This is a genomic window from Anabaena sphaerica FACHB-251 (genome assembly GCF_014696825.1).
In the GTDB taxonomy this organism is placed as follows: domain Bacteria; phylum Cyanobacteriota; class Cyanobacteriia; order Cyanobacteriales; family Nostocaceae; genus RDYJ01.
In genome coordinates, this window is sequence record NZ_JACJQU010000004.1 from 1 (window position 1) to 21898 (window position 21898).

Here is a 21898-nt window from a genome sequence, read left to right on the forward strand (position 1 = left end):
TAAGCATCCCGTTCGACTTGCATGTGTTAAGCATACCGCCAGCGTTCATCCTGAGCCAGGATCAAACTCTCCGTTTTGGTTTGTTTGTAGCTCTATTCTTTGACTGATTTCTACCTCAGTCCTGGTAATTATCTTTTCTTGACGCAGGTACTTGTTGTATACTGTCTTTCAAACTATAATATTTTCAAGGTTCGGTGTCCTTCCGAGTTCGCTTTGCGGCGTTCTCTCTCCGGCACTTATTCAATATAGCGAACCTCTTTTGGAATGTCAACTACTTTTTCCATCTTTTTTGGGAAATTGTTATCTAATCAGTTAAAATCCTTATCGAGTAAGGGTTTGGTGGATTGAGACAAGTATCTGGACACGAATCGAGACAGACCTATAAGCCAAGACGAATGATTTTTTCCGCGACTTGGGGCAAAAACCATTGAAGTAAACACAGCAGTTTAGATTTACCAATCAGCATTTCGTAATTATCACGGCTGAAGTTACGCCAAAATATCTCTACTAAAGCATCGGGCTGAATCTTGCCTTTGCTCCGTCCTTTGTTGATAGGGTTGAGTAGACCTAGAACAATTTGAACTCAATTCCAGAGGTGAAAAATTCAGATGAAAAGTTGCTTGGCTGTACTCCCACCGTTTTTGGTGCTGGATCAATTACTGCAAACTTGGTTAATGGAGGATATTGGTAGAGGTGATCGCACTACTCAATCTCTTTTAGACAAAAATGCAACTATAGGACAAGCTAAGTGGGTAGCAAAAGCACCAGGAATAATTGCTGGTTTACCGATTGCGGCTAGGGTGTTTCATCTGTTGAATGATCAAGTGAGCTTTGTACCTACCACCTATGAAGGTGCAAAGTGTGAACCGGGACAAGTGGTGGCGGAAATTAACGGTTCACTGGATGCGCTACTCATGGGAGAAAGGGTGGCGCTAAATTTGGCGATGCGATTAAGTGGAATCGCTACTCTCAGTAACATATATATAGAGAAAATAGCAGATCTACCTGCAAAGTTTGTGGATACGCGCAAAACTACACCAGGTTTGAGAATCTTGGAAAAGTACGCCTCTGCTGTAGGTGGTGCAATTAATCACCGTATGGGGTTAGATGATGCGGTAATGATTAAGGATAATCATATTGCAGCGGCTGGAGGTATTAGAGAAGCCGTTACCCGTATTCGTACCCAGATTCCTTATCCTCTAACTATTGAAGTGGAAACAGAAAGTTTAGAACAGGTTCAAGAAGCTTTAAAGTATGAAATTGACATTATTATGTTGGATAATATGCCTTTAACAATGATGACTGAGGCGGTGCAGTTAATTCGTAAACAGGATAGTCGGGTAAAGATTGAAGCTTCAGGGAATGTAACTTTAGAAACTATTCGCGCAGTAGCACAAACAGGTGTTGATTATATTTCTAGTAGTGCGCCGATTACTCAGTCGAGGTGGTTAGATTTGAGTATGAGAATGATTTGAGCAATGCAGCCTAATTAAGTTAAAAATTCCCAATCTCCTCTCGGAGGCTACGCTGCGGGTGGTGAGAGACTTTTAAAGTCTAGATGAGAAGTATAGGAGTGATTAGGGGAGAAATAATCACTCCTTAAAATCAACATATTTAATAATTACTTATGATGTCGATTTTAATTTTCTGAACTTTCCTGAAAAAATTTCTTCAGTATAGTTATACTATGTTCTCCATCAGCAGCAGTGGCTGTCATAAGATAGTTAAATAATCTATCTGAGAAGGGAACACGCAAATGGAAAGTACCATCAGATTCGAGTTTAATCCTATGATCACCAATAGTCACGGTTGCACCTGGTTCTGTTGAACCATGAATAACTAACTCGGTATCTGCTACAAACCAGAAGTCTGTACCAGGACGATTGAAGATACGAACTTTACCAGAACGAGCTATACACAACCAACTATTATTATTAGTGATATAACCAATTTCAGTTATGTAGTCACGATTGCTTGTGGGAATAGCGATATAACAATCGCATATTATTTCCTCACATTCATACTGCTGCACTACCTGGGGAATTTGATAACTAAGATCAATATCAGTGGCATCATATAGTCGCACTGCCAAAGTAGTGCCTCCAATTTTTCGTACTGCTTCTTTATGAGTCTCAGAAACATACCAAGAAACATAAGCCCACTTGGGAGTGCGAGGTGTGAAGACAATACTGCTGTCTCCACTCATATCGGACCAACTAACAACTTGTGTGGTGTGGGTTTGCGCCTTTGACTTTAATGAGAAATCTTCTGGAATGCTATCAATAGTTATGTTTTCTGTCTCTGCGTCTATCTCCAATTCTGCATGATTAATTGTTGCTTCTGGAAGATGATAGGGAATAGGCAAGTTTAGAGATAATTCTTCTGCTAAATCAGCCGTGAGTTCAGCCTCATCTGCTAAGGTATTGAAAATTTCTTCTGGCTCATTTGATAAATCAGTTAGTGAATTTTTTCCTTCATCTGTCACCACTTCTACGTCTAATCCTTCTTCTTCTGGTGTCAAGCCCAGTAATTCTGAGAGCGAAGTCATGGATTCTTGATGAGAATTCGCTGTAGAAACAGTCGGTGATTTTAACAGTGAAGTGTTGGACTCAGCATCGGCTGAAGTTACCAGCACACCGAGTAATTCTGACAGGAAAGTTGTGGAATTTTGAGCAGATGACTCTACTAGTTCATCTAATAATTCTGACAGGAAAGCGGTAGAATTTTGAGCAGATGACTCTACTGGTTCATCTAATAATTCTGACAGGAAAGCGGTAGAATTTTGAGCAGATGACTCTACTGGTTCATCTAATAATTCTGACAGAGAAGTGGTAGAATTTTGAGCAGATGACTCTGCTAGATTATCTAATAATTCTGACAGAGAAGTGGTGGAATTTTGAGTAGATGACTCTGCTAGATCATCTAATAATTCTGACAGAGAAGTGGTGGAATTTTGAGTAGATGACTCTGCTAGATCATCTAATAATTCTGACAGAGAAGTGGTGGAATTTTGAGCAGATGACTCTGCTGGTTCATCTAATAATTCTGACAGAGAAGTGGTGGAATTTTGAGCAGATGACTCTGCTGGTTCATCTAATAATTCTGACAGGAAAGTGGTGGAATTTTGAGCAGATGACTCTGCTGGTTCATCTAGTAATTCTGACAGGGAAGTGGTTAATTCATCTGTTGGTAGTTCTAAATTATTATTGAATGCTATTTCTGGAATGTTTGGAACTGAGGGATAGGGAGTATTAACAACCGCTACAGGCGCTTCTGTATCCCATACCACTTCGCCACAATCGAGGGAAATTGTTTGAGTAGCAATATCAAGATAATTTGCAACTTCCGTTGCTGTGTTTGTAGATTTTGCAGTTACTGATTTTAAACTGCCAGGTGAGGTTTCTGTTTCAGTTAAAGTGAGATTTTTTTCGCTATTGGATATGGTTGAGGTTGCGTTTTGATTCGAGTGAGATGTGCCGTTAGTGAGTGTAGAGCTTTTAACAGGGGGAGTAATGCTGTATTGGTCGGGTATTGTTAGTATTGTTTCTGGAATTGATGCGCTGGCAGTTGATGTTTCCAAGGGAGCTATTTTTTCATCTGCCGATTGCTGTTTTCTCTTTAACCACCAGGCCAAAAAGCCTCCTAAACCAACAATTGGCAATAAAGACAAGACAGTCAAAAATGCTGTATTTCTCTCTTCAAAAGGATTTACAAATTGCTGATTACCGGAACTATTTGCAGTAGGTAAAGTTTCTGATTGTACAGCAGTCGCTACAACTGGAGTGTCAGAGGATGCAGCAGTAGTTACAGGTTTAGTCTCTGGAGTAAAACTCTGCAAGGCACTGGCAGCGATCGCCGATGCTTCCGCATCTCTAGCTGCTTCTATGGCTTTCTGTCCTACAGGTGCGGTGGTAAAACCAAGAAAACTAGCTACTGCTGGGCTAGGATTTTGTTTGTAAACGTAAACTAAAGGCTGAGAAAAGGGATATTTGGAATTATCTGGTGTAATTCCCTGGATTTTGATAATTCGCACATCTGCCAGCTTTGATACCTGATTAGCTATGACATAGCTGATGCCGTCTGTGCCTAATTTTTTAATAATTTGGGCTGTTTTATCTTCAGCTACTTGAGTGGCGTTAGCACCAGTCGAGAATTCAGCTGATTTAAAAAGTGGATAATCGCGAAAAGAATTACGAGTGTCGCTGGTTGGGGGGCGATCAATTAACCGGATTTTACCAGATGAACCTCCTAGTTCTGACCAATCAGTAATTTCACCCCGAAAAATCTTGGCAAATTGTTCACCAGTCAAACTGCCCTGGAAAGGATTGTTTGCACCAACAATAATGGCAATTTTTTCTCTGCCTAAGCGAACTTGCTCTAAACCTTGGGATTTTTCTTCTGGGGTTAGTACACGAGCGATCGCTGCTATATCAATTTCGCCATCTAGCAAAGCTTTGAGTGCCGCATCAGTACCATTAACCCCAATTTCTACCTGTGTACCAGCAAACTGTTTCTCAAAGCTATCTTTCAGGCTTTGGTTGATCATTACCAAACTCATGGAACCATCAATCCGTACTTTAGTTCCACGCTCCACTGTTTGCGGTGGTGGGAAAGTGAAAACCTCAGATTTTAATTCTGCTAGTACAGGCACTGATACCAAAAGGTTGGCTGCCAGTGGGGTGGTAGCCAAAGCCAGTGATAAGGCCAGATGAACGATTACACCATCATTTTTCTCTTGTTTCCACATACGCCCCTTACCAAGGTAAAAGAAATAGTTAAGCAGGCCAGTTCTCAAGATGTTATTTTTCTAGAGGAGACGGGCTAATTATACATCCCTGTTATGTTTATCCGCAGTAATTTCATTTACTTCAATGAATCTATACTGCTTTGTTACTGAGCTAGTATAACAGTAATATTTTTTTACTAAGTTTTTTTAAATTATTTCTCATTACTCCTGAAACCGAGGATAAAAAAGGCTTTCATGAATTCAATTCCCCAATTATATTGACAAATATTGTGTACTAATTTTTGGGTGTGGTTTCTACTTGTTGTGTAAATTATTCTCTGTTCTATCTGGGTTACTAACATGATTATCTATACGCAATATACTAGCATTGGTTTAGTAATAATTATTGAATATTTAATATTGTTAGCAATATTTACATATCCATATAACTAGGTGGGCATTAAAAATTGTCGTTATGACAAAGCAAAAGTCCTGAAGGGAAGAGGTTTTTGGGCAACTTACTTTTCGTTACATACTTTAGTTTTAGAGCCTTTCTAACAAACTTGATTGATTCGTGATAGCTTGTCTGGCGTGTCCATAGTTACTGGTAGGTGAAAGAAAAGAGGGTTTCAGAGATATTTTGCTTAAGTCTTGTGTTTTAAAAGTGCTTGGTAATATATCAAAAATCCTGAGAGTTTACTTTGGTGTCTTCAGCATTTTGCTGATAAAAACTCCTTTGTTGCGAGAGTCTATCTATCTTGCTGGTATATGATTTTCTGGATTTATATTTACTTGTAGAGAATTGTCAATTTCCGCAAGTTGCTCTTGCTGCAAGGTAGGATAAGTCCTGCTTTTGGCTTCATTAGTATAAGTGCGTTCATTATTTGCTAAATCTTCTTTTTTCTCTGAGGCGGATAATAAAGATATATCAATCAAAGGTAATATAATTTTCACTGTAGTACCTTGGTGCAAACCTAAACTCTCAAGGGTAATTTTTCCCCCCATCAGTTCAATTAAGTTGCGGGAAATTGCCAATCCCAGTCCAGTACCTTCAAACTTGCGTGTGGTGGTTCCATCTACCATGACAAAGGGGCGGAATAGTTTATGCTGCTGGGTAGGATCAATGCCTATACCTGTATCTTGAACTGAGACTATAACGTGAGATTTGTCATTGTGCTGCTGAATCTTGGTACTGATGATGATGCTACCTTGATCGGTGAATTTAGTAGCATTACCAATAATATTAATTAGGACTTGCTTGAGTTTTACCTCATCTGCTTTAATGGGGATGAGTTCATTACCTAGTTCACATTTTAATTGCAGTCCCTTTTGTTGCACATTCACTGATTGTAAGTTAATAACTTCTAATAATAATTGACGCAGTTCCAGGGGAGTAATTATTACCGAAAGTTTACCTGCTTCAATTTTAGAAATATCGAGTAAATCATTAATAATACCTAACAAGTGAATTGCTGTTTCGTCGGCTCGTTGGAGAAATTCTAATTCTTCTTCCCGATCATCACACAAACCATCTCTAACTAAACGCACACAGTTAATAATAATATTGAGTGGGTTTCTCAATTCATGGGAAGTTGTGGCTAAAAACTGACTTTTAACGGTGTTGGCTGATTTGGCTTCTTTCCAAGCTATTTCTAGTTCTTCTGCCCATGCTTTGAGTCGTTCAACCATTTGATCTAGTGCTTGAGCTAGTTGATTAAATTCACGGATTTTAAAGTTGCGGGGGATGGGTTGTGCAGCATGGTGACTATGAATATTTAAAGCGTAGTCTCTGAGTTCTTCTACAGGGCCCGCTAAGTAGGGTGCTAAGTATAAAGATGCTAACAAACTCGCACCAATTAAACCCACTGTTAAGGCGATCAGGATGAGTTTGATTTCATCTAAACCAAGCAGTGCATCTTTTACGCTGGCGACAGCTAAGATAATCCATTTCTGTTGTTGCTGTTGTGTGATGGGATTAGGGATTGCTGTATAGCCTGCAACTGATTCTTTACCGTCACTAAAATTAAAATTTATGGAATCATTATTTCCCTGAAGAGCATTTTTAATTACGCTTTGTAATTGTTGAGCATCTGCGTAATTTTTAATGTTAGTTCCTACTGTTTCAAGGGATGGATGAGCCAAAATAGTACCATCTTCGCCAATGACTACCAAAGCACCTATTAATGAGCCTTGCTTATTTTCAATTTGTCGGTGCAATGTGGTTTTGATAATTAAGGCGTAAGCTAAATTTCCTCGTTGATTATAGACTGGTGCTGATAACAGTAGTTGCAGTTGATTTTTTGGATTACGTTTACCAGTCATTCCTGGTTTGGGTGATGAAATTGCTGTAATTTTAATTTCATCATCGGTAAATGATAATGGTTGTTCGGCAATATTTTCATTGCCGCAACTACTAGCAATAATCTGATTCTTTTGATTGTTTTTTTGGAGATGTTTGAGTTGAATGCAATCAATTTTATTGGGTAGTTGTTGTGCTAGTTGGGTGATAAATTTTTCAGCTTTAGTTGCTGAACCAGACTGAATTGCTTTGGTGTTACTAGCACTGAGTAAATTCGTTTTCAGTGTGGCGATCGCATCAGTGATTTTTTCACCTTTATTGATAGCACTGTCTGTTAAATTGTGCCGAGCAGTATTCAAGAGGCTAGAACGTGCCTTATTAAGTGCTACCATTTCCCCAATTAATAATACGGGGACAAATACCAGCAATATTCTGGTTACTAAAATTCGTCTAAAGGAGGATTGACGGGACTTAGCCATCGAGTGTCTCACTTCGTATTCTGCAAACCACAAGAATCAAGATATGCAATTAGATGGGATAAATGAGACATTTTATAAAATCATGAAAATTTGATTGTAACTTGTTAAAAGTATCAAATTGTAATTGTGTAAAAATAAACTATATATACCAGAATTCTGAGATGGTAGATGTAGTAATGATTGGTGTGGCATATTAATCCAGAGGTGAAATTGATAAAACATGGTGCAACATCGTCCTCATACCACAGTAGTTTTGGCCATGAGTGCAGATGGCAAGATAGCTGATTTAGTGCGATCGCCTGCTCGGTTTGGCTCAGGGGCTGATAAAGCGCACCTGGAAAAACAAATCGCTGCCTCTGATGCCGTTTTATTTGGTGCGGGTACTCTCCGTGCCTACGGTACAACACTTACCGTATCACATCCAATATTGCTGCAACAGAGAAAAACAGAAAATAAATCTCTCCAGCCGGTTCATATAGTGCTTTCGAGTTCTGGAAACCTGAATCCGGATATTAAATTCTTTCAACAACCTGTTAAACGCTGGTTGCTTACCACTACAAAAGGGTCTAATTTTTGGCAAGGACGTTCAGAATTTGAACAAATTTTGGTTATGGAAACACCAACAGGAAACATTGATACTCGTGCTGTTTGGCAACACTTAGGAAGTCTAGAGATAAAACGTCTAGCTGTGTTAGGTGGTGGTGAATTAGTTGCTTCTTTACTGGAATCAGATTTAATAGATGAATTCTGGCTTACTATTTGTCCTTTGATTTTGGGTGGTACTGCTGCACCCACACCAGTAGAGGGAGAAGGATTTTTATCGAATTTCGCGCCCAAGCTACAACTGCTAGAAGTTCACACAGTTGAACAGGAAGTATTTCTGCACTATCGGCTGCAACGATCTGTTGGTATGGATTACGCTAGTTGACAAGTAGATATTCAAAGCCACACGATGGTAAAACAACTCAAACCTAACTATTCTGTCGTTTGGACTCATAAACTGGCCGAAGTTCCTCAAACAGCCTGGGATGCTTTGGCTATGCCGCTGAAAACCCCATTTCTAGAATGGGACTGGCTGAATAATATGGAAACTTCCCACAGTGCTACAGCAAATGCTGGTTGGTTGCCAAATCACTTGACGCTGTGGCGAGATAGAACATTAATTGCTGCTGCCCCACTTTATCTTAAAGGGCATAGTCAGGGCGAATTTGTCTTTGATCATCAGTGGGCAGATTTAGCTTCTCGGATTGGGGTAGAGTATTATCCAAAAATGTTGGGAATGTCGCCATTTACCCCGGCTGAAGGCTATCGGTTTTTAATTGCTGCTGGGGAAGATGAGGAAGAAATTACAGCGATGATGGTGCATGAGATTGATGCTTTTTGCCTCAAACATGGTATTTCTGGCTGTCATTTTCTCTATGTTGATCCCCAATGGCGACCTGTGTTGGAAAGACACGGTTTTACGAGTTGGTTACACCATAGCTATATTTGGGAAAATACTGATTTTCAAACTTTTGATGATTATTTGGGATTATTCAATGCTAATCAAAGACGGAATATTAAGCGGGAACGTAAGACTGTAGAAAAGGCTGGGTTACGACTGCAACCGCTGACTGGTGAGGAAATTCCTAAGTCGCTGTTTCCGTTGATGTATGACTTTTATGCTGATACTTGCGATAAGTTTGGGTGGTGGGGTAGTAAGTATCTAACAAAGAGATTTTTTGAAAGTTTATACCATAATTATCGTCATCGGGTGGTATTTTTTGCTGCTTATCATGAGGAAGATCAGCGTCAACCGCTGGGAATGTCGTTTTGTTTATTTAAGGATGACAAGCTATATGGACGCTATTGGGGTAGTTTTCAAGAAATAGACTGCTTACATTTTGATGCTTGCTATTATGCACCGATTGAATGGGCGATCGCTCACGGTATCCAAACTTTTGATCCCGGTGCGGGGGGAAGACACAAGAAACGGCGAGGTTTTCCCGCTAAACCTAATCACAGTCTACACCGATTTTACAATAATCGTTTAGGACAAATCTTGCGTCCTTATATCCTAGAGGTGAATCAAATGGAAGAGGAGGAAATGAACGCGATTAATGCAGAGTTACCTTTTAGTAAAGATAATGGGTAAAAAAAAGGTAGTTTACCGCCATTTTCAGGTAAATGAGCCTCACTTTAATGAAAGTTTCGCGCCAAGGCGCAATCTCTGTCAGGAGATCCCGCAGGGTAGGAGAAAAGGCACAAAGGAAGAAATAAGTAGGTGAACAGAAAAAACCGACATATGTAACGAAAAGTAAAATATCCCAAAACCTCTTCTCTGTTCCCTGTTCCCTGTTCCCTGTTCCCTTGTCATAACGACAATTTTTAACGCCCACTTACTTACATTAACTGAGATTGGGGACTAAATAGATGAAAACTGCTGTAAGAATTACACTTAAGTTGTAATATCAAAAAACTGTTGGGATAATTTCTCTTTTTAGAATGGGTATGGATTTAATAGTTGATGATTTAACGACAATTGATAATAAACTTTCTCAGCGTCATATTGACCTTGATCCCGCTGGTTATTTCATTATTTACCTAGACCTGCATGAACGGTTAATTTATGCCAAGCATTTTACAAATGTGATTGATGAACGTGGTTTGGCTGTAGATCCCGAAACCGGTAAGGTGATTCCCGCACGGGGTAAGGTGGAAAGAACTCAGACAACGGTATTTAGCGGCCGAACAGCTAAAGAATTGTGTGTGAAGATTTTTGAAGAAACTCAACCTTGTCCTGTTAGTTTTTTAGATCATGCTGCTTATTTGGGGCGGGAATTTGTTCGGGCTGAAGTTGCTTTAGTTATGGAGAAGGAGTACGTGCAGGATTAGGGATTGGGTCTTGGGGACTGGGGACTGGGGACTGGGAATAGTTGTAAATTTTACCAATAAACAATCACCAATTACCAATTAGACATCTCCGGTAATTAAATGTGCGTGGTTTGAAACCCTTGTAGAGACGTTCCGGCGGAACGTCTCTACCATATTTCCGGAGAGGTCTATTACCAATCCCCAATTACCTACGCCTCATTTGAAGGCTGATTGATTTGATAGATGTAGTAAGTTGCCATGGGGATGACAGTGGCAGCAATTAACAATCCGACTACCCAAGCGGTAGCATTATCTTTGTTGGTGTCTTCAGCTTTGGTAAATGTGCCTTCTACCTGTATGGTTTGTTTTTCTTCAGGTGGACCGGGATCGGGTTTACCGGAGATGACAGCAACTAGGCGATCGCTCACGTCCAAAAATCCTTGGTTATATTTATTACTATCGCGTAATGCTGCACCCAGTGTTTCTTCAGTAACACTATTAGCTATTTCATCAGTCAATAGAGATTTAACTTGATCCCCGCTGATAATAGTTGCGCCATTGGTGACAGTATCAATAACCAAAAGAGTTTGATTAGCTTGGGCTTCTGGTGTGGGAAACCATTTTGCAAATAGTCCTTTGGCGAAACTTTCCGGTGTTTCCCCATAGTCAAGACGGTGAATAGTTACGATTCTGACTTCGTTGCCCGTTTCCTTAGCCAAGTCTTTGAAAGCACCGCTAATTTGACTTTCATTAAAACGGCTAAGAACATCACCTTCATCTACAACCCAGGTGTCTGCTGTCAGGTTGGGTATTTGATATACACCTGTAGCGAAAGCTGGTGTGGCAAAGACAGAAATAGCCATCATCATCACCAATACAGGTAAAATAAGACGGGTTAGGTATGTGTGACTACTAAATAATTGCTTGAGTAGCTGTTTCATAAAATGAATCCTAAGACACTCTGCAATCAAAATACTACAGAAGCTATGTCAAAAGCATCTTATTTGGGGATAATAATTGGCAGTTTGAGCGAAAATTTACTTAACAATAATGACAATAATCTTAACTAATGACGACGGTATCGACGCGCCAGGTATTCAAGCCTTAGTGAAAGCGGTAAACGACAAAAATGTGATTATCGCTGCACCACAAGCACATCAGTCTGGTTGTGGACATCAAGTTACGACCACTCAACCCCTTCAACTCCAACGTCGTTCTGAGTTTGAATATGCTATTTCTGGAACTCCTGCCGATTGTGTAAGAATTGCAATAACACAAATTTGCAAAGATGTCAAGTTTGTGCTTTCAGGTATTAATGCTGGTGGTAATTTGGGAGTGGATGCGTACATTTCCGGGACTGTTGCGGCTGTTAGAGAAGCTGCGATGCACGGCATTCCGGGAATTGCTATTTCTCACTATCGCAAAGGCAAGCTCAATTATGATTGGGAGTTAGCAGCTAAATGGACATCAGAAATATTAGCAGATTTACTGGAACGTCCTTTAGAAACTGGTAGCTTTTGGAATGTAAATTTACCCCATCTACTACCGGAAGATGCAAATCCTGAGGTTGTTTTTTGTCAACCTTGTACCAAACCTTTACCTGTGAATTATCGAATAGAAGGTGATAATTTTTATTATGTCGGTGAATATGGTAAACGCGATCGCACTCCCGGCAGTGATGTAGATATATGTTTTTCTGGCAATATTGCAATTACTCAGTTAAAGGTTTGACTTAAAACTTCATGTTTCTTCGTCTGCACTTTGCAGCAAAAACACGATTTTATCTACAGTTTTTGTTAGTTGATTGATTTCTTGTAGTGAATCTTTCTGAGTTTCCGTTAGGCTCTGTACAGCATCACACAAGGCAAAAATTTGATACCCCTGCTGCTGTACCTGTTTTCCCTGAGCCTCTACTTGCACACTGAGAGCATCTACTCTTTGAGCTAGACGTTCAATAGTCTCGGTAGTAGAAAGTACAGCTTCACCAATTTGCTCAACAATAGATTCTAATCGATTTATTTTAGCTTCTATTCCTGCTGAAATCATTTCTTGAGCGCCCCAATTTTGAGAAATCATCATAGTAATATGGTTAATATTCATCAAATAATTTCATAATCAGCATTAAATTGTGTTAAGTGAAATTTCATAATCAAATAAAAATGCCATATGTAGCAATGCTACTTGATTAAGAATTGGTAGATTCTGTAATTAGTGGGCTTCTGGTAGCAATATTGACCTTAAATTCAGGAGCATTTGGGAGTTTGAAAAAATAATACTAAGTAGGTAATTGTGCAGAATTATGTTAATTTTCTTTAACGACAATTACCAACCTAGTAATAATTAAAATTGCCAAACTACCCTCAAGATATTTTCATGATCTTAGATTACTGCATTAGCCAGAAATACAATACCAATTGCACAAAAAGTTAACCCAATCCAATGAATTGTTTTAGTTAATACCTGGTTACTTGCTTGATTTTTGATAATTGTGCCGATTTCTCTAGCAGACAAGACAATTGCTGTTTGAGTCAAGATTACACCAATGAGATATGCAGCTACGGTGAGCATTTCTGCACCCATAATTGCTTGACTATTAGCATAACCGTGAAATAAGCCAGCTATGACACTTAGTATGGTGCAAGCTAACCAGCCGATTTGCGTAGGTAGGAATAAAATTACACCAAATACCATAGTGCAGATGGCGATAGCTGCGCTCGCCGTAGGCATCGCTATTTCTGCACCAGGGAAATTTAGCTGACACAAATGAATTACTTGTCCACAAAATGCAGCTAATACAAAAGATAAACCTATCCAAGCACCACGTATAAACCTGGCAGAGAGTAAACCGATGGCAATTATGCCAGCTAATCGATTTAAGTCTATGACTGGATCTGCAATGCCCCAAATAAACCCTTCCCAACAGTTAGAAATGGTATGCTGAATTGGGGAGCCACCTGATGAAGTCAGCAGACTTATTAAGACTAAAGCAGCGATCGCTCCCATAAGACGATGCTGTTTAGATATTGGGGATTTCCCGGAATCAGCAGGTGTTGAGAATGCAATTTTGAACATAATAATTATAGATCAAATTAAACTTTCCGGTAATTTATATTACTCTAATCCTTAAAAAAATTAACATAATCACATAGATTTATTAGAATTATGGTTACAGATGATGGGAGATATGATTGATTTAATAATGCAATTAAGCGTCTTATCGTCAAACATTGCTTAAGTAGCAGTCACTGATTGGCTAAAATTACAGAACAGAGTCAATATGAGTCCTTCAACTCAGTAGCTTTCGGTAGCTTTGACTACTTTTGCAAACGGTTATTTTTCCTGAATTAAATTTTATGTCATCTTCTAATCCCAAATCTGACAAACGCTTTGTTTACCAAGAATTTGGTAACGGTAGCTCACCTGCCTTAGAACGGGCTGTAGAACGTCCAACTCAAGAACTACCCCCAAATCAACAAAATGTGAGAGTACAAGCTACTCGCGCAGGAAGGAAGGGGAAAACCGTAACCGTAATAACTGGGTTTCAAACCAAACCAGAAACATTAGCTACTTTGTTGAAACAGTTAAAAACCCAATGTGGTACAGGGGGAACTGTGAAAGATAACGAAATTGAAATTCAAGGAGATCATAAACAGAAAATTTTAGAGATTTTGGTTAAATTGGGTTACAAAGCCAAAATCAGCGGTGGTTAATAAGTGCGGTTTACCGTATCTTGATGATTTCAGGAATCTTATGGCTCGACAGTGATGTTAATTGTAGAGATGTGGAATATTAACAGGAGGCTGAAATGGATTTAGTACGGATTTTATGCGCGGTTTTTCTGCCACCTTTAGGAGTATTTTTGCAGGTAGGTTTTGGGCTAGACTTTTGGATTAATATTGTCTTGACTTTGTTCGGTTATATTCCAGGTATTATCCACGCGGTTTGGATAATTGCCAAGAAATAATTATTGCAGAGAGGTAGGTGGTATTTTCCTATCTCTCTATTTATTTTTCTAACTTAAAAAACAAAAAAAAGAACCAGAACATGAAAGTAAAGTATCCCATTAATTTTCATAAAGGTCTAACTTTTGTTATAGTCTTAGGACTAATGGTGCTATACCAGAATTTTACTATTGGAGCTTGGGTTTATCTTGCCCTTCATGGTACTTACGGTTTTCTTTGGTTAACAAAAGATAGAATTTTCCCAGATAAACAATGGGAACAAGAAATTTCTGCTTTTCAAGGAATTATTACCTTTTTTTTACTTGGCTTATATTGGGTAGCACCATTTATTCTTATTAGTAGTGGTAATGTTCCACCTTTACCATTAGTAGCTGCGGCTATTTCTTTGAATATTGTGGGTGTGTTTTTACATTTTACCAGTGATGCCCAGAAATATTATACACTCAAGTACAAAACTGGACTAATTACAGAAGGTTTTTTTGCTAGATGCCGTAATACTAATTATTTGGGAGAAGTTTTGATTTATCTGGCATTTGCTATGTTAACTCAGCATTGGCTACCTTTCTTAATTTTGGGGTTATTCATAGCTATGATATTTGTTCCCAATATGCTCAAGAAAGATAAATCTCTATCTCGCTATCCTGAGTTTGAGGAATATAAAGAATGTTCTGGGTTGCTGTTTCCTAAATTATGGATATCCAGTAATCTTCAAGCAGAAAAAACTATATAACTTCACCTTCACCAAAGAGAGAGTTTTATGAACTACAAAGCTATGACGTTGGCAGCTTTTTTAGGTATTTCTACACCTGCAATTATTGATTTTGCTATGACCCAACCTGTACTAGCAGCAAAATACAATTATCCAAAAGGAACATTTGCTGATAAAGAATGGAGAGTAAGTTTGTCATTTAATAATAATGTTTATTATTACTATGGCGAAAAACTTAATAGTAGTGCTTATATAAGCCTGTCTGGTGCTGTTGCTTCAGGAACTAATGACCGTCAAGTTTATACTTGGAATAATAATGGCACAAAATATCAAGTAAGTTGGCGACCAAGTGATCCGAGTTGTATTCGGGTAGAGGTAATTAGTCCTAGTGGTAAAGTGATTTTGAATCGGTTGCTGATGGCTACGGGAGATTAAGGAAATTGATTGATAATAGGTAATTGGTGAAAACTGATTACCTATTTGCTCAACAAATTATGATGGATATTTTAGTTACAAAATAAAATATAGTTACTTAAAATTATAGTTACTTAAAATAAGTTGTCAGGAGCTAAGAAATGACTACAGTAGTATGTTGGTTAAACAAAGACAGAGGTGTAAATAAAATATGGGCAGTTTCAGATACTCGTATATCAAGAAGCAATACATCTTCGAGTAGTAATGATTATTCAATACTCCTAGATTCTGGAGCAAAGCTATTTCCTTTGTACATAAAATGTAGAAATATTATGAGTTTTGAAGACAAAGCATATTTTGAGCATACTATAGGAATGGAGTATGCTGGAAGTAGTTTAATAGGACTTAACCTTTACGCAACTTTAGTTTATCTGCTTCAAAATTGTTCTAGTAATGAAGGTGCATTTCCTTCAATATTGGATATTGCTAATCTTGCTGCAACTTTGCTTAAACGCATGATTCGTGAAGTTGGAGTAATTAATCGTACAGGTGCAATTTGTGAACTGGCAATATTTGGTTTTTGTCAAGTTAGCTCTGAATTTAAAATAATTCATTTATATCAAAAAGACAAAGATAATCCATTAGATATTGTAGTTACAGAAGAAAATACATTAGATGATAACCATTTACTCATACTTGGCGATAAAAAGAAAGAAATACGTCAACTTATCGAGAACAAAAGAGCAGAATACGTTGAAAACGAGTTTTTATGGTGGTATTCTCCTAAAGAAGTAATAGAAAGTCTTATAGAAGAAGAAAAATTTAATACCATAGGTGGTTCAATACAGACGTGTATTGCCGCAGAATCTGAATTTAAAATATATGCTAATGCTTTTCCTAGAAAACAAGGCATTCAACAAGAAAAAATCTTGTATCAAAATATAGATCCTGATGATATGATTAATCTTGGTAATTGCTTTATAGCCTTGCCAATATTTCCAATATTTTGACCAATTTAATAACGATAAATAGCTCTAAAATGAGCTTAATCATTTCCGCAGATATTGTCCAAGCAAATGGATTATCAGAAAAAGAATTTGTTTTATAACTGATTATTATCTTATTTCAAATAAATAAAATTAGTATCGGTAAAGCATCCCAACTGGCTAAAATGCCTTTACTACAATTTCAAAATGAATTAGCTATAAGAAACATTAATATTCATTATGATGAAACTGATTTAGACGTTGATTTAAAAAACTCTGCTATAATATAATAAATATATCAAATAAAAATAACTGAATCATGCAAAAAATAGAAATTGAACTTGATCAAGAAACTTTTAACAAAATAGAACAATTGACAAAAACACATCATTGCGAAGTTGCCGATTTAATCAAAGCAATGATTGAGCAATTAACTAAACCAGAACTTATCAATAATTCATTTATTGGTGAATGGTCTAATGATGCTGAATTAGTAGATAAAATGGTTGAAGATATTTTACACCATAGAAGTTAATCAACAATAATTGAGTTGTGAGAAAATCTTTAATTGATACAGATATTACTTCAGAAATCCGTAAAGGTAAAAATCCTAAAATAAATGCTAATGCTATTGCATATAGAGCAATATGGAAACATTATATAATTTCTGTAATTACTGTTTCCGAAATTATCAAGGGATGGAGAAAATTAAATCGTAATGATCGCATTCAAGAATTTTTAGTAGATTTATCTCAAATCGAAATTCTGCATTTAGACCAAAAAAGTGCAGAAATTTCAGGGCTAATTCATGCTGATTTAGAAAGCACTGGACAACCAATAGGATTAGCAGATGTATTAATAGCTTCTATCGCTATCCAAAATAATTTAATTTTGGTGACAGGTAATACTAAACATTATCAGAAAATTCAAGCATTAGGTTATCCTTTAATAATAGATAATTGGCGAGAATGAAAATTTGTGATTGATTACCTGATAATAGGTAACAGGTCAAAACCAATTACCCATTACCAATTACCCTTTACCTATTCGCTAAATATTGATACATTTCCCATCTTGCATTTACTTCCGCTTGCGCTTGTTCTAGCAACAACTTCGCAATTTCCGGTTTACTCTTCGTCAACATCTTAAACCGGTTCTCCTGATACATGGATTTTTCTACCGATTCAGAAGGTGCTTTCATATCCAATTGTAAGGGATTTTTACCCTCATTTTGCAATGCCGGATTATAGCGATATAACAACCATCTTCCTGAGTCTACTAACGCCTTTTGCTGTTGTAAACCGCTGGTCATATCAATACCGTGAGCAATACAATGACTGTAGGCAATAATTAAGGATGGTCCATCAAAAGCTTCCGCTTCTAAAAATGCTTTTAATGTATGTTCATCCCGCGCACCTAAAGCGACGCTGGCAACATAAACATTACCATAAGTCATGGCCATTAAACCTAAATCTTTTTTAGGTGCAGGTTTACCACCGGTCGCATATTTAGCAACTGCGGCTTTAGGAGTTGCTTTGGAAGATTGCCCGCCTGTGTTAGAATAAACTTCTGTATCCATGACGAGGATATTGACATTTTTACCACTGGCTAAAACGTGGTCAATTCCACCAAAGTCAATGTCATAAGCCCAGCCATCACCACCTACTATCCAAACGCTTTTCTTGACTAAATAATCAGCGAGGGATTTGAGATTTTGGATTTTTGTTTTTTGTAGAGACGTTCCATGGAACGTTTCTAAATTGTGCAACATCTCATCTAACTTTTGTTTGAGAATTGCGACTCTTTCCCGTTGTTCCCAAATATCTGCTTCGTCTTTTTGTTCAGCTTTGAGGATATCATTAACTAAATTATCGCCGATTTCACTAGTTAATTGTTGCAATAATTCCGCTGCAAATTCCGATTGTTTATCTAAAGATAAGCGATAACCAAAACCAAATTCGGCGTTATCTTCAAATAAACTATTAGACCATGCTGGACCCCTTCCATCAGCGTTTTGACTCCAAGGAGTTGTGGGTAAATTTCCACCGTAGATAGAAGAACAACCGGTAGCGTTAGCAATGAGTGAGCGATCGCCAAATAATTGTGTTAATAATTTAAGGTAGGGTGTTTCTCCGCATCCTGCACAAGCACCGGAAAATTCAAACAACGGTTCTTGTAGTTGTTGTTGCCGAATTTGGTTTAATTTCAACTTCCTACGGTCTGGGTTGGGTAAACTCAAAAAGAAATCCCAGTTTTCCCGTTCCTGTTCTCTGATGGGTAACTGCGGACTCATATTGATGGCTTTTTTCGTCGGTTCTGCTTTATTTTTCGCAGGACAAACATTTACACAAATACTGCAACCTGTACAGTCTTCTGGTGCGACTTGAATAGTAAATTTCTGGGTAGCAAAATCTTTATATTTCGCGTTTGTTGACTTAAAAGTTGCAGGTGCATTTGCTAATTTATCCGCTTGATAAGCTTTCGCACGAATAGCAGCATGAGGACAAACCATCACACACTTACCGCACTGAACGCAGACATTTTTATCCCAAATGGGTATTTCTTCTGCAACGTTGCGTTTTTCCCATTTCGCAGTTCCACTGGGGAAAGTTCCATCCGCAGGTAAAGCACTTACAGGTAAGTCGTCACCTTCCCATAACATGATTTTACCAAGAACATCTTCTACAAATTTCGGTGCATTTTTTTGTAGAGATGTTGCTAATTTCTCTACATCTAAAAATTCACCTTTTTCAACGAAAGGAATTTCGATTTGGTGCAGATTTTCTAAAGTGTTGTCTACAGCTTTTAAATTCATTTTGACAACTTCTGCACCTTTTTTACCATAGGTTTTTTCTATGGCTTGTTTGATTTTAGCAATGGCTTTATCCTGTGGTAATACTCCGGCTAAAGCGAAGAAACACACCTGCATAATAGTGTTAATTCTTCTACCCATCCCACTATTTTTTGCTACCTGACTAGCATTAATAGCATAAACTTTCAAGTCTTGATCGAGAATTTGTTTTTTTACTTTTCCTGGTAAATGTTCCCAAACTGTCTCTGCTTCGTAAGGACTATTTAATAATAAAGAAGCCCCCGGTGCTGCATTTTTTAAGATATCAATTTTTTCGATGAAACCCCAGTGATGACAACCAATAAAATTAGCTTTGTCGATGAGGTAAGTGGAACGAATTTTACTCAGTCCGAAACGCAAATGAGAAACTGTCATTGAACCGGACTTTTTAGAATCATACACAAAATAACCTTGGGCGTTATTTTCTGTACCTTCACCGATAATTTTGATCGAGTTCTTATTTGCACCTACTGTACCATCAGAACCCAAACCATAAAACATAGCACGAACTACATTATCTGATTCTGTCGAAAAATTGGCATCAAATTTCAAAGATGTGAAACTTACATCATCATTAATACCAATTGTAAAATGATTCCTGGGTGAATTTTGAGCAAGATTATCAAAAACAGCTTTCACCATTGCAGGAGTAAACTCTTTAGAAGATAAACCATATCTACCACCCACAATTTTGGGAAATGTGGTTTTTTTCCATCCTTCATAAATAGCAGTCACCACATCTAAATATAAAGGTTCTCCCGCACTTCCAGCTTCTTTTGTTCTATCAAGAACTGCGATTGATTTGACACTATTAGGTAAAGCTTCTACAAGTCTTCCTACATCAAAAGGTCGAAAAAGTCGCACTTTTAAAACTCCAACTTTTTCACCTCTTTGATTTAAATAATCAACGGTTTCATGGACTGTTTCACAACCAGAACCCATGATAATCACTACTTGTTCTGCATCAGGTACACCATGATATTCATATAACTTGTAATATCGTCCTGTTATCTCTCCAAATTTGTCCATGTTCTTTTGGACAATTTCTGCACAAGCATTGTAATAAGGGTTTGCACCTTCACGAGATTGAAAGTAAACATCGGGGTTTTGTGCAGTTCCTCTTAACACTGGTTTATCGGGGGTTAAACAGCGTTGACGATGTGCGGATATTAATTCTAAAGGAATAAGTTCCTGTAAATGTTGATCAGATAATAACTCAACTTTCTGCACTTCATGGGAAGTTCTAAAACCATCAAAGAAGTGCATAAAAGGAACACGCGCTTCTAAAGTTGCAGCATGAGAAATTAAAGCAAAATCATGACTTTCTTGTACAGAAGCAGAACATAATAATGCAAAACCTGTGCTTCTTGCAGCCATCACATCACTATGATCACCGAAAATAGATAAAGCGTGTGTAGCTAAAGAACGTGCAGAAACATGAAGGACAAAACTGGTTAATTCTCCTGCAATTTTGTACAAGTTGGGAATCATTAATAACAAACCCTGGGAAGCAGTGAAAGTTGTACTTAAAGCACCTGTTTGTAATGCACCATGTACCGCAGCAACCGCACCACTTTCACTTTGCATTTGGGTGACGCTAGGAATTGTACCCCATAAATTTGGTTTATTTTCTGACATCCAAGCATCAGCCCATTCACCCATTGCTGAAGATGGTGTGATAGGATAAATGGCAATTACTTCGTTTAATTTGTAAGCTACACGCGCAACCGCTTCATTACCATCAATTGTGGCAAAAGATTTGTTCATGATTTTTCTTCCTGTGTCTTTTGTGGTTGTTTTAACTGTATGCAGAGAACCCAAAAAGATAAGCATTGAAAATAGCTAGAGTCAGGAAGTTAATTTGTGATATTTTCTACATTTTTATGAATTATGAATTATGAATTATTAATTATTATGACTTCTAGCCCAGCTTTTAGATATTATTATCTCCTAGACAGAATCCTATCTATTAATACATATTAATCATGTACTCAAAAAGTATAGCCTTTAAGTTATAAGGGTTTCAGATACTTAATTACTGTGGATAGGGTAGGGGTACGGGATAATTTGATCTTGGCTCAATTGGCATTTCTAAGAATTTAGGTATAATCGGTTATTCTCAAATTTGCCTTTGAGGTTAATTAACAATTAATAAATGTAAGTAGCTGCTGCATAAATCTCTCTTTAATATTATGAGCATTTTCACTGGGAATAATAGATTCTATATAACGACATATCAAGCACATTTTACCCCCTATTGTTGCTACACCTATTAATAATGGTAGAGTTTTTGGTGCTGTAGCCATTACATAAACTTCTTCTATTTGTAATTGTCCAAATTGCTGCGGAATATTGAGAATACCTAAGTTAGTAATTGCAATATCCATCATAAGATTATCCAGTAGACTCAAAATCTTGACATTGGGTTGAGAGTCATTAGAGATTATTTCTCTAGCCATGAATACATCATTAAATAATTTCCCTTCTGTAATAACTTGATTTAATTTGTGTTTCACTTCGCGGGCTAAATCCCAAAAATCAGTATCTTTACTAACTTGATGCGAGATAATTGGACGAGTAATATATTCACCTAAATTTTCACCTATAGGAATATTTAAA

Annotated in this window: 20 protein-coding genes and 1 rRNA gene; 13 read left to right on the plus strand and 8 right to left on the minus strand. The window is 37.6% G+C overall.

The window, feature by feature from the left end:
- Positions 1 to 77, minus strand: a 16S ribosomal RNA gene (locus H6G06_RS08850); the annotation flags it as partial.
- A 531-nt stretch (positions 78 to 608) separates the two neighbouring features.
- Here H6G06_RS08850 and nadC point away from each other — a divergent pair.
- A complete protein-coding gene (nadC, locus tag H6G06_RS08855) occupies positions 609 to 1475 on the plus strand; it encodes a carboxylating nicotinate-nucleotide diphosphorylase (RefSeq protein WP_190559175.1) in 867 nt (288 codons plus the stop codon).
- A 164-nt stretch (positions 1476 to 1639) separates the two neighbouring features.
- On the opposite strand, the gene H6G06_RS08860 is transcribed toward nadC, so the two are convergent.
- Positions 1640 to 4747 (minus strand): substrate-binding domain-containing protein, encoded by a 3108-nt coding sequence (locus H6G06_RS08860; RefSeq protein ID WP_190559177.1) that lies wholly within the window; start codon positions 4745 to 4747, stop codon positions 1640 to 1642.
- A gap of 732 nt (positions 4748 to 5479) precedes the next feature.
- A complete protein-coding gene (locus tag H6G06_RS08865) occupies positions 5480 to 7504 on the minus strand; it encodes a sensor histidine kinase (RefSeq protein WP_190559179.1) in 2025 nt (674 codons plus the stop codon).
- Positions 7505 to 7724: 220 nt separating this feature from the next.
- Between H6G06_RS08865 and H6G06_RS08870 the strand changes: the two genes are divergently transcribed.
- The 3 genes from H6G06_RS08870 (at position 7725) to H6G06_RS08880 (ending at position 10378) form a co-directional block, all read left to right on the plus strand.
- Positions 7725 to 8432 (plus strand): RibD family protein, encoded by a 708-nt coding sequence (locus H6G06_RS08870; RefSeq protein ID WP_190559181.1) that lies wholly within the window; start codon positions 7725 to 7727, stop codon positions 8430 to 8432.
- 24 nt (positions 8433 to 8456) lie between these two features.
- Positions 8457 to 9638, plus strand: a complete 1182-nt coding sequence (locus tag H6G06_RS08875) for a GNAT family N-acetyltransferase (RefSeq protein ID WP_190559183.1) — start codon at positions 8457 to 8459, stop codon at positions 9636 to 9638.
- A 356-nt stretch (positions 9639 to 9994) separates the two neighbouring features.
- The gene (locus H6G06_RS08880) at positions 9995 to 10378 is read left to right on the plus strand and encodes a DUF4346 domain-containing protein (protein WP_190559184.1); all 384 of its coding nucleotides are present in this window, start codon (positions 9995 to 9997) and stop codon (positions 10376 to 10378) included.
- Between the two features lie 188 nt (positions 10379 to 10566).
- Here H6G06_RS08880 and psb32 read toward each other — a convergent pair whose 3' ends face one another.
- Positions 10567 to 11298, minus strand: a complete 732-nt coding sequence (gene psb32, locus H6G06_RS08885) for a photosystem II repair protein Psb32 (protein WP_190559186.1) — start codon at positions 11296 to 11298, stop codon at positions 10567 to 10569.
- A 109-nt stretch (positions 11299 to 11407) separates the two neighbouring features.
- Here psb32 and surE point away from each other — a divergent pair, with 109 nt between their 5' ends.
- A complete protein-coding gene (gene surE / locus H6G06_RS08890) occupies positions 11408 to 12088 on the plus strand; it encodes a 5'/3'-nucleotidase SurE (RefSeq protein WP_190559188.1) in 681 nt (226 codons plus the stop codon).
- Between the two features lie 9 nt (positions 12089 to 12097).
- Here surE and H6G06_RS08895 read toward each other — a convergent pair whose 3' ends face one another.
- A complete protein-coding gene (locus tag H6G06_RS08895) occupies positions 12098 to 12457 on the minus strand; it encodes a hypothetical protein (protein WP_190559190.1) in 360 nt (119 codons plus the stop codon).
- 279 nt (positions 12458 to 12736) lie between these two features.
- Complete coding sequence (locus H6G06_RS08900) at positions 12737 to 13429, minus strand: HupE/UreJ family protein (RefSeq protein ID WP_190559192.1); 693 nt, start codon at positions 13427 to 13429, stop codon at positions 12737 to 12739.
- A gap of 281 nt (positions 13430 to 13710) precedes the next feature.
- Between H6G06_RS08900 and H6G06_RS08905 the strand changes: the two genes are divergently transcribed.
- The 8 genes from H6G06_RS08905 to H6G06_RS08940 all read left to right on the plus strand — a co-directional run bounded on the left by H6G06_RS08905 (position 13711) and on the right by H6G06_RS08940 (position 17400).
- Positions 13711 to 14067: a translation initiation factor gene (locus tag H6G06_RS08905; protein WP_190559194.1), complete on the plus strand. Its 357-nt coding sequence runs from the start codon at positions 13711 to 13713 to the stop codon at positions 14065 to 14067.
- A 95-nt stretch (positions 14068 to 14162) separates the two neighbouring features.
- Positions 14163 to 14321: a YqaE/Pmp3 family membrane protein gene (locus tag H6G06_RS08910; protein ID WP_190559196.1), complete on the plus strand. Its 159-nt coding sequence runs from the start codon at positions 14163 to 14165 to the stop codon at positions 14319 to 14321.
- An 80-nt stretch (positions 14322 to 14401) separates the two neighbouring features.
- Positions 14402 to 15049 (plus strand): methyltransferase family protein, encoded by a 648-nt coding sequence (locus tag H6G06_RS08915; RefSeq protein ID WP_190559198.1) that lies wholly within the window; start codon positions 14402 to 14404, stop codon positions 15047 to 15049.
- Positions 15050 to 15076: 27 nt separating this feature from the next.
- Positions 15077 to 15463: a hypothetical protein gene (locus H6G06_RS08920; RefSeq protein ID WP_190559200.1), complete on the plus strand. Its 387-nt coding sequence runs from the start codon at positions 15077 to 15079 to the stop codon at positions 15461 to 15463.
- A gap of 140 nt (positions 15464 to 15603) precedes the next feature.
- Entirely contained in the window at positions 15604 to 16452 is an 849-nt protein-coding gene (locus H6G06_RS08925) for a hypothetical protein (RefSeq protein WP_190559202.1), read from the plus strand.
- Positions 16453 to 16559: 107 nt separating this feature from the next.
- The gene (locus tag H6G06_RS27785; RefSeq protein ID WP_338422929.1) at positions 16560 to 16718 is read left to right on the plus strand and encodes a UPF0175 family protein; all 159 of its coding nucleotides are present in this window, start codon (positions 16560 to 16562) and stop codon (positions 16716 to 16718) included.
- 29 nt (positions 16719 to 16747) lie between these two features.
- Positions 16748 to 16963, plus strand: a complete 216-nt coding sequence (locus H6G06_RS08935) for a hypothetical protein (protein ID WP_190559204.1) — start codon at positions 16748 to 16750, stop codon at positions 16961 to 16963.
- Between the two features lie 17 nt (positions 16964 to 16980).
- A complete protein-coding gene (locus H6G06_RS08940; protein ID WP_190559206.1) occupies positions 16981 to 17400 on the plus strand; it encodes a PIN domain-containing protein in 420 nt (139 codons plus the stop codon).
- Positions 17401 to 17467: 67 nt separating this feature from the next.
- On the opposite strand, the gene nifJ is transcribed toward H6G06_RS08940, so the two are convergent.
- Positions 17468 to 21046, minus strand: coding sequence for a pyruvate:ferredoxin (flavodoxin) oxidoreductase (gene nifJ / locus H6G06_RS08945; RefSeq protein WP_190559208.1), 3579 nt, complete (start codon positions 21044 to 21046; stop codon positions 17468 to 17470).
- Between the two features lie 374 nt (positions 21047 to 21420).
- Complete coding sequence (locus H6G06_RS08950; RefSeq protein ID WP_190559210.1) at positions 21421 to 21795, minus strand: hypothetical protein; 375 nt, start codon at positions 21793 to 21795, stop codon at positions 21421 to 21423.
- Between the last annotated feature and the right edge of the window lie 103 nt (positions 21796 to 21898).

Excerpts from the sequence above, each read along its gene's own strand:
- H6G06_RS08900 (WP_190559192.1), bottom strand. The coding sequence starts at position 13,429 with ATGTTCAAAATTGCATTCTCAACACCTGCTGATTCCGGGAAATCCCCA.
- H6G06_RS08905 (WP_190559194.1), top strand. The coding sequence starts at position 13,711 with ATGTCATCTTCTAATCCCAAATCTGACAAACGCTTTGTTTACCAAGAA.
- H6G06_RS08865 (WP_190559179.1), bottom strand. The coding sequence starts at position 7,504 with ATGGCTAAGTCCCGTCAATCCTCCTTTAGACGAATTTTAGTAACCAGA.
- H6G06_RS08875 (WP_190559183.1), top strand. The coding sequence starts at position 8,457 with ATGGTAAAACAACTCAAACCTAACTATTCTGTCGTTTGGACTCATAAA.
- nifJ (WP_190559208.1), bottom strand. The coding sequence starts at position 21,046 with ATGAACAAATCTTTTGCCACAATTGATGGTAATGAAGCGGTTGCGCGT.
- H6G06_RS08920 (WP_190559200.1), top strand. The coding sequence starts at position 15,077 with ATGAACTACAAAGCTATGACGTTGGCAGCTTTTTTAGGTATTTCTACA.
- H6G06_RS08880 (WP_190559184.1), top strand. The coding sequence starts at position 9,995 with ATGGATTTAATAGTTGATGATTTAACGACAATTGATAATAAACTTTCT.
- H6G06_RS08895 (WP_190559190.1), bottom strand. The coding sequence starts at position 12,457 with ATGAATATTAACCATATTACTATGATGATTTCTCAAAATTGGGGCGCT.
- H6G06_RS08925 (WP_190559202.1), top strand. The coding sequence starts at position 15,604 with ATGACTACAGTAGTATGTTGGTTAAACAAAGACAGAGGTGTAAATAAA.
- surE (WP_190559188.1), top strand. The coding sequence starts at position 11,408 with ATGACAATAATCTTAACTAATGACGACGGTATCGACGCGCCAGGTATT.
- nadC (WP_190559175.1), top strand. The coding sequence starts at position 609 with ATGAAAAGTTGCTTGGCTGTACTCCCACCGTTTTTGGTGCTGGATCAA.
- H6G06_RS08870 (WP_190559181.1), top strand. The coding sequence starts at position 7,725 with ATGGTGCAACATCGTCCTCATACCACAGTAGTTTTGGCCATGAGTGCA.
- H6G06_RS08910 (WP_190559196.1), top strand. The coding sequence starts at position 14,163 with ATGGATTTAGTACGGATTTTATGCGCGGTTTTTCTGCCACCTTTAGGA.
- psb32 (WP_190559186.1), bottom strand. The coding sequence starts at position 11,298 with ATGAAACAGCTACTCAAGCAATTATTTAGTAGTCACACATACCTAACC.
- H6G06_RS08860 (WP_190559177.1), bottom strand. The coding sequence starts at position 4,747 with ATGTGGAAACAAGAGAAAAATGATGGTGTAATCGTTCATCTGGCCTTA.
- H6G06_RS08935 (WP_190559204.1), top strand. The coding sequence starts at position 16,748 with ATGCAAAAAATAGAAATTGAACTTGATCAAGAAACTTTTAACAAAATA.
- H6G06_RS08915 (WP_190559198.1), top strand. The coding sequence starts at position 14,402 with ATGAAAGTAAAGTATCCCATTAATTTTCATAAAGGTCTAACTTTTGTT.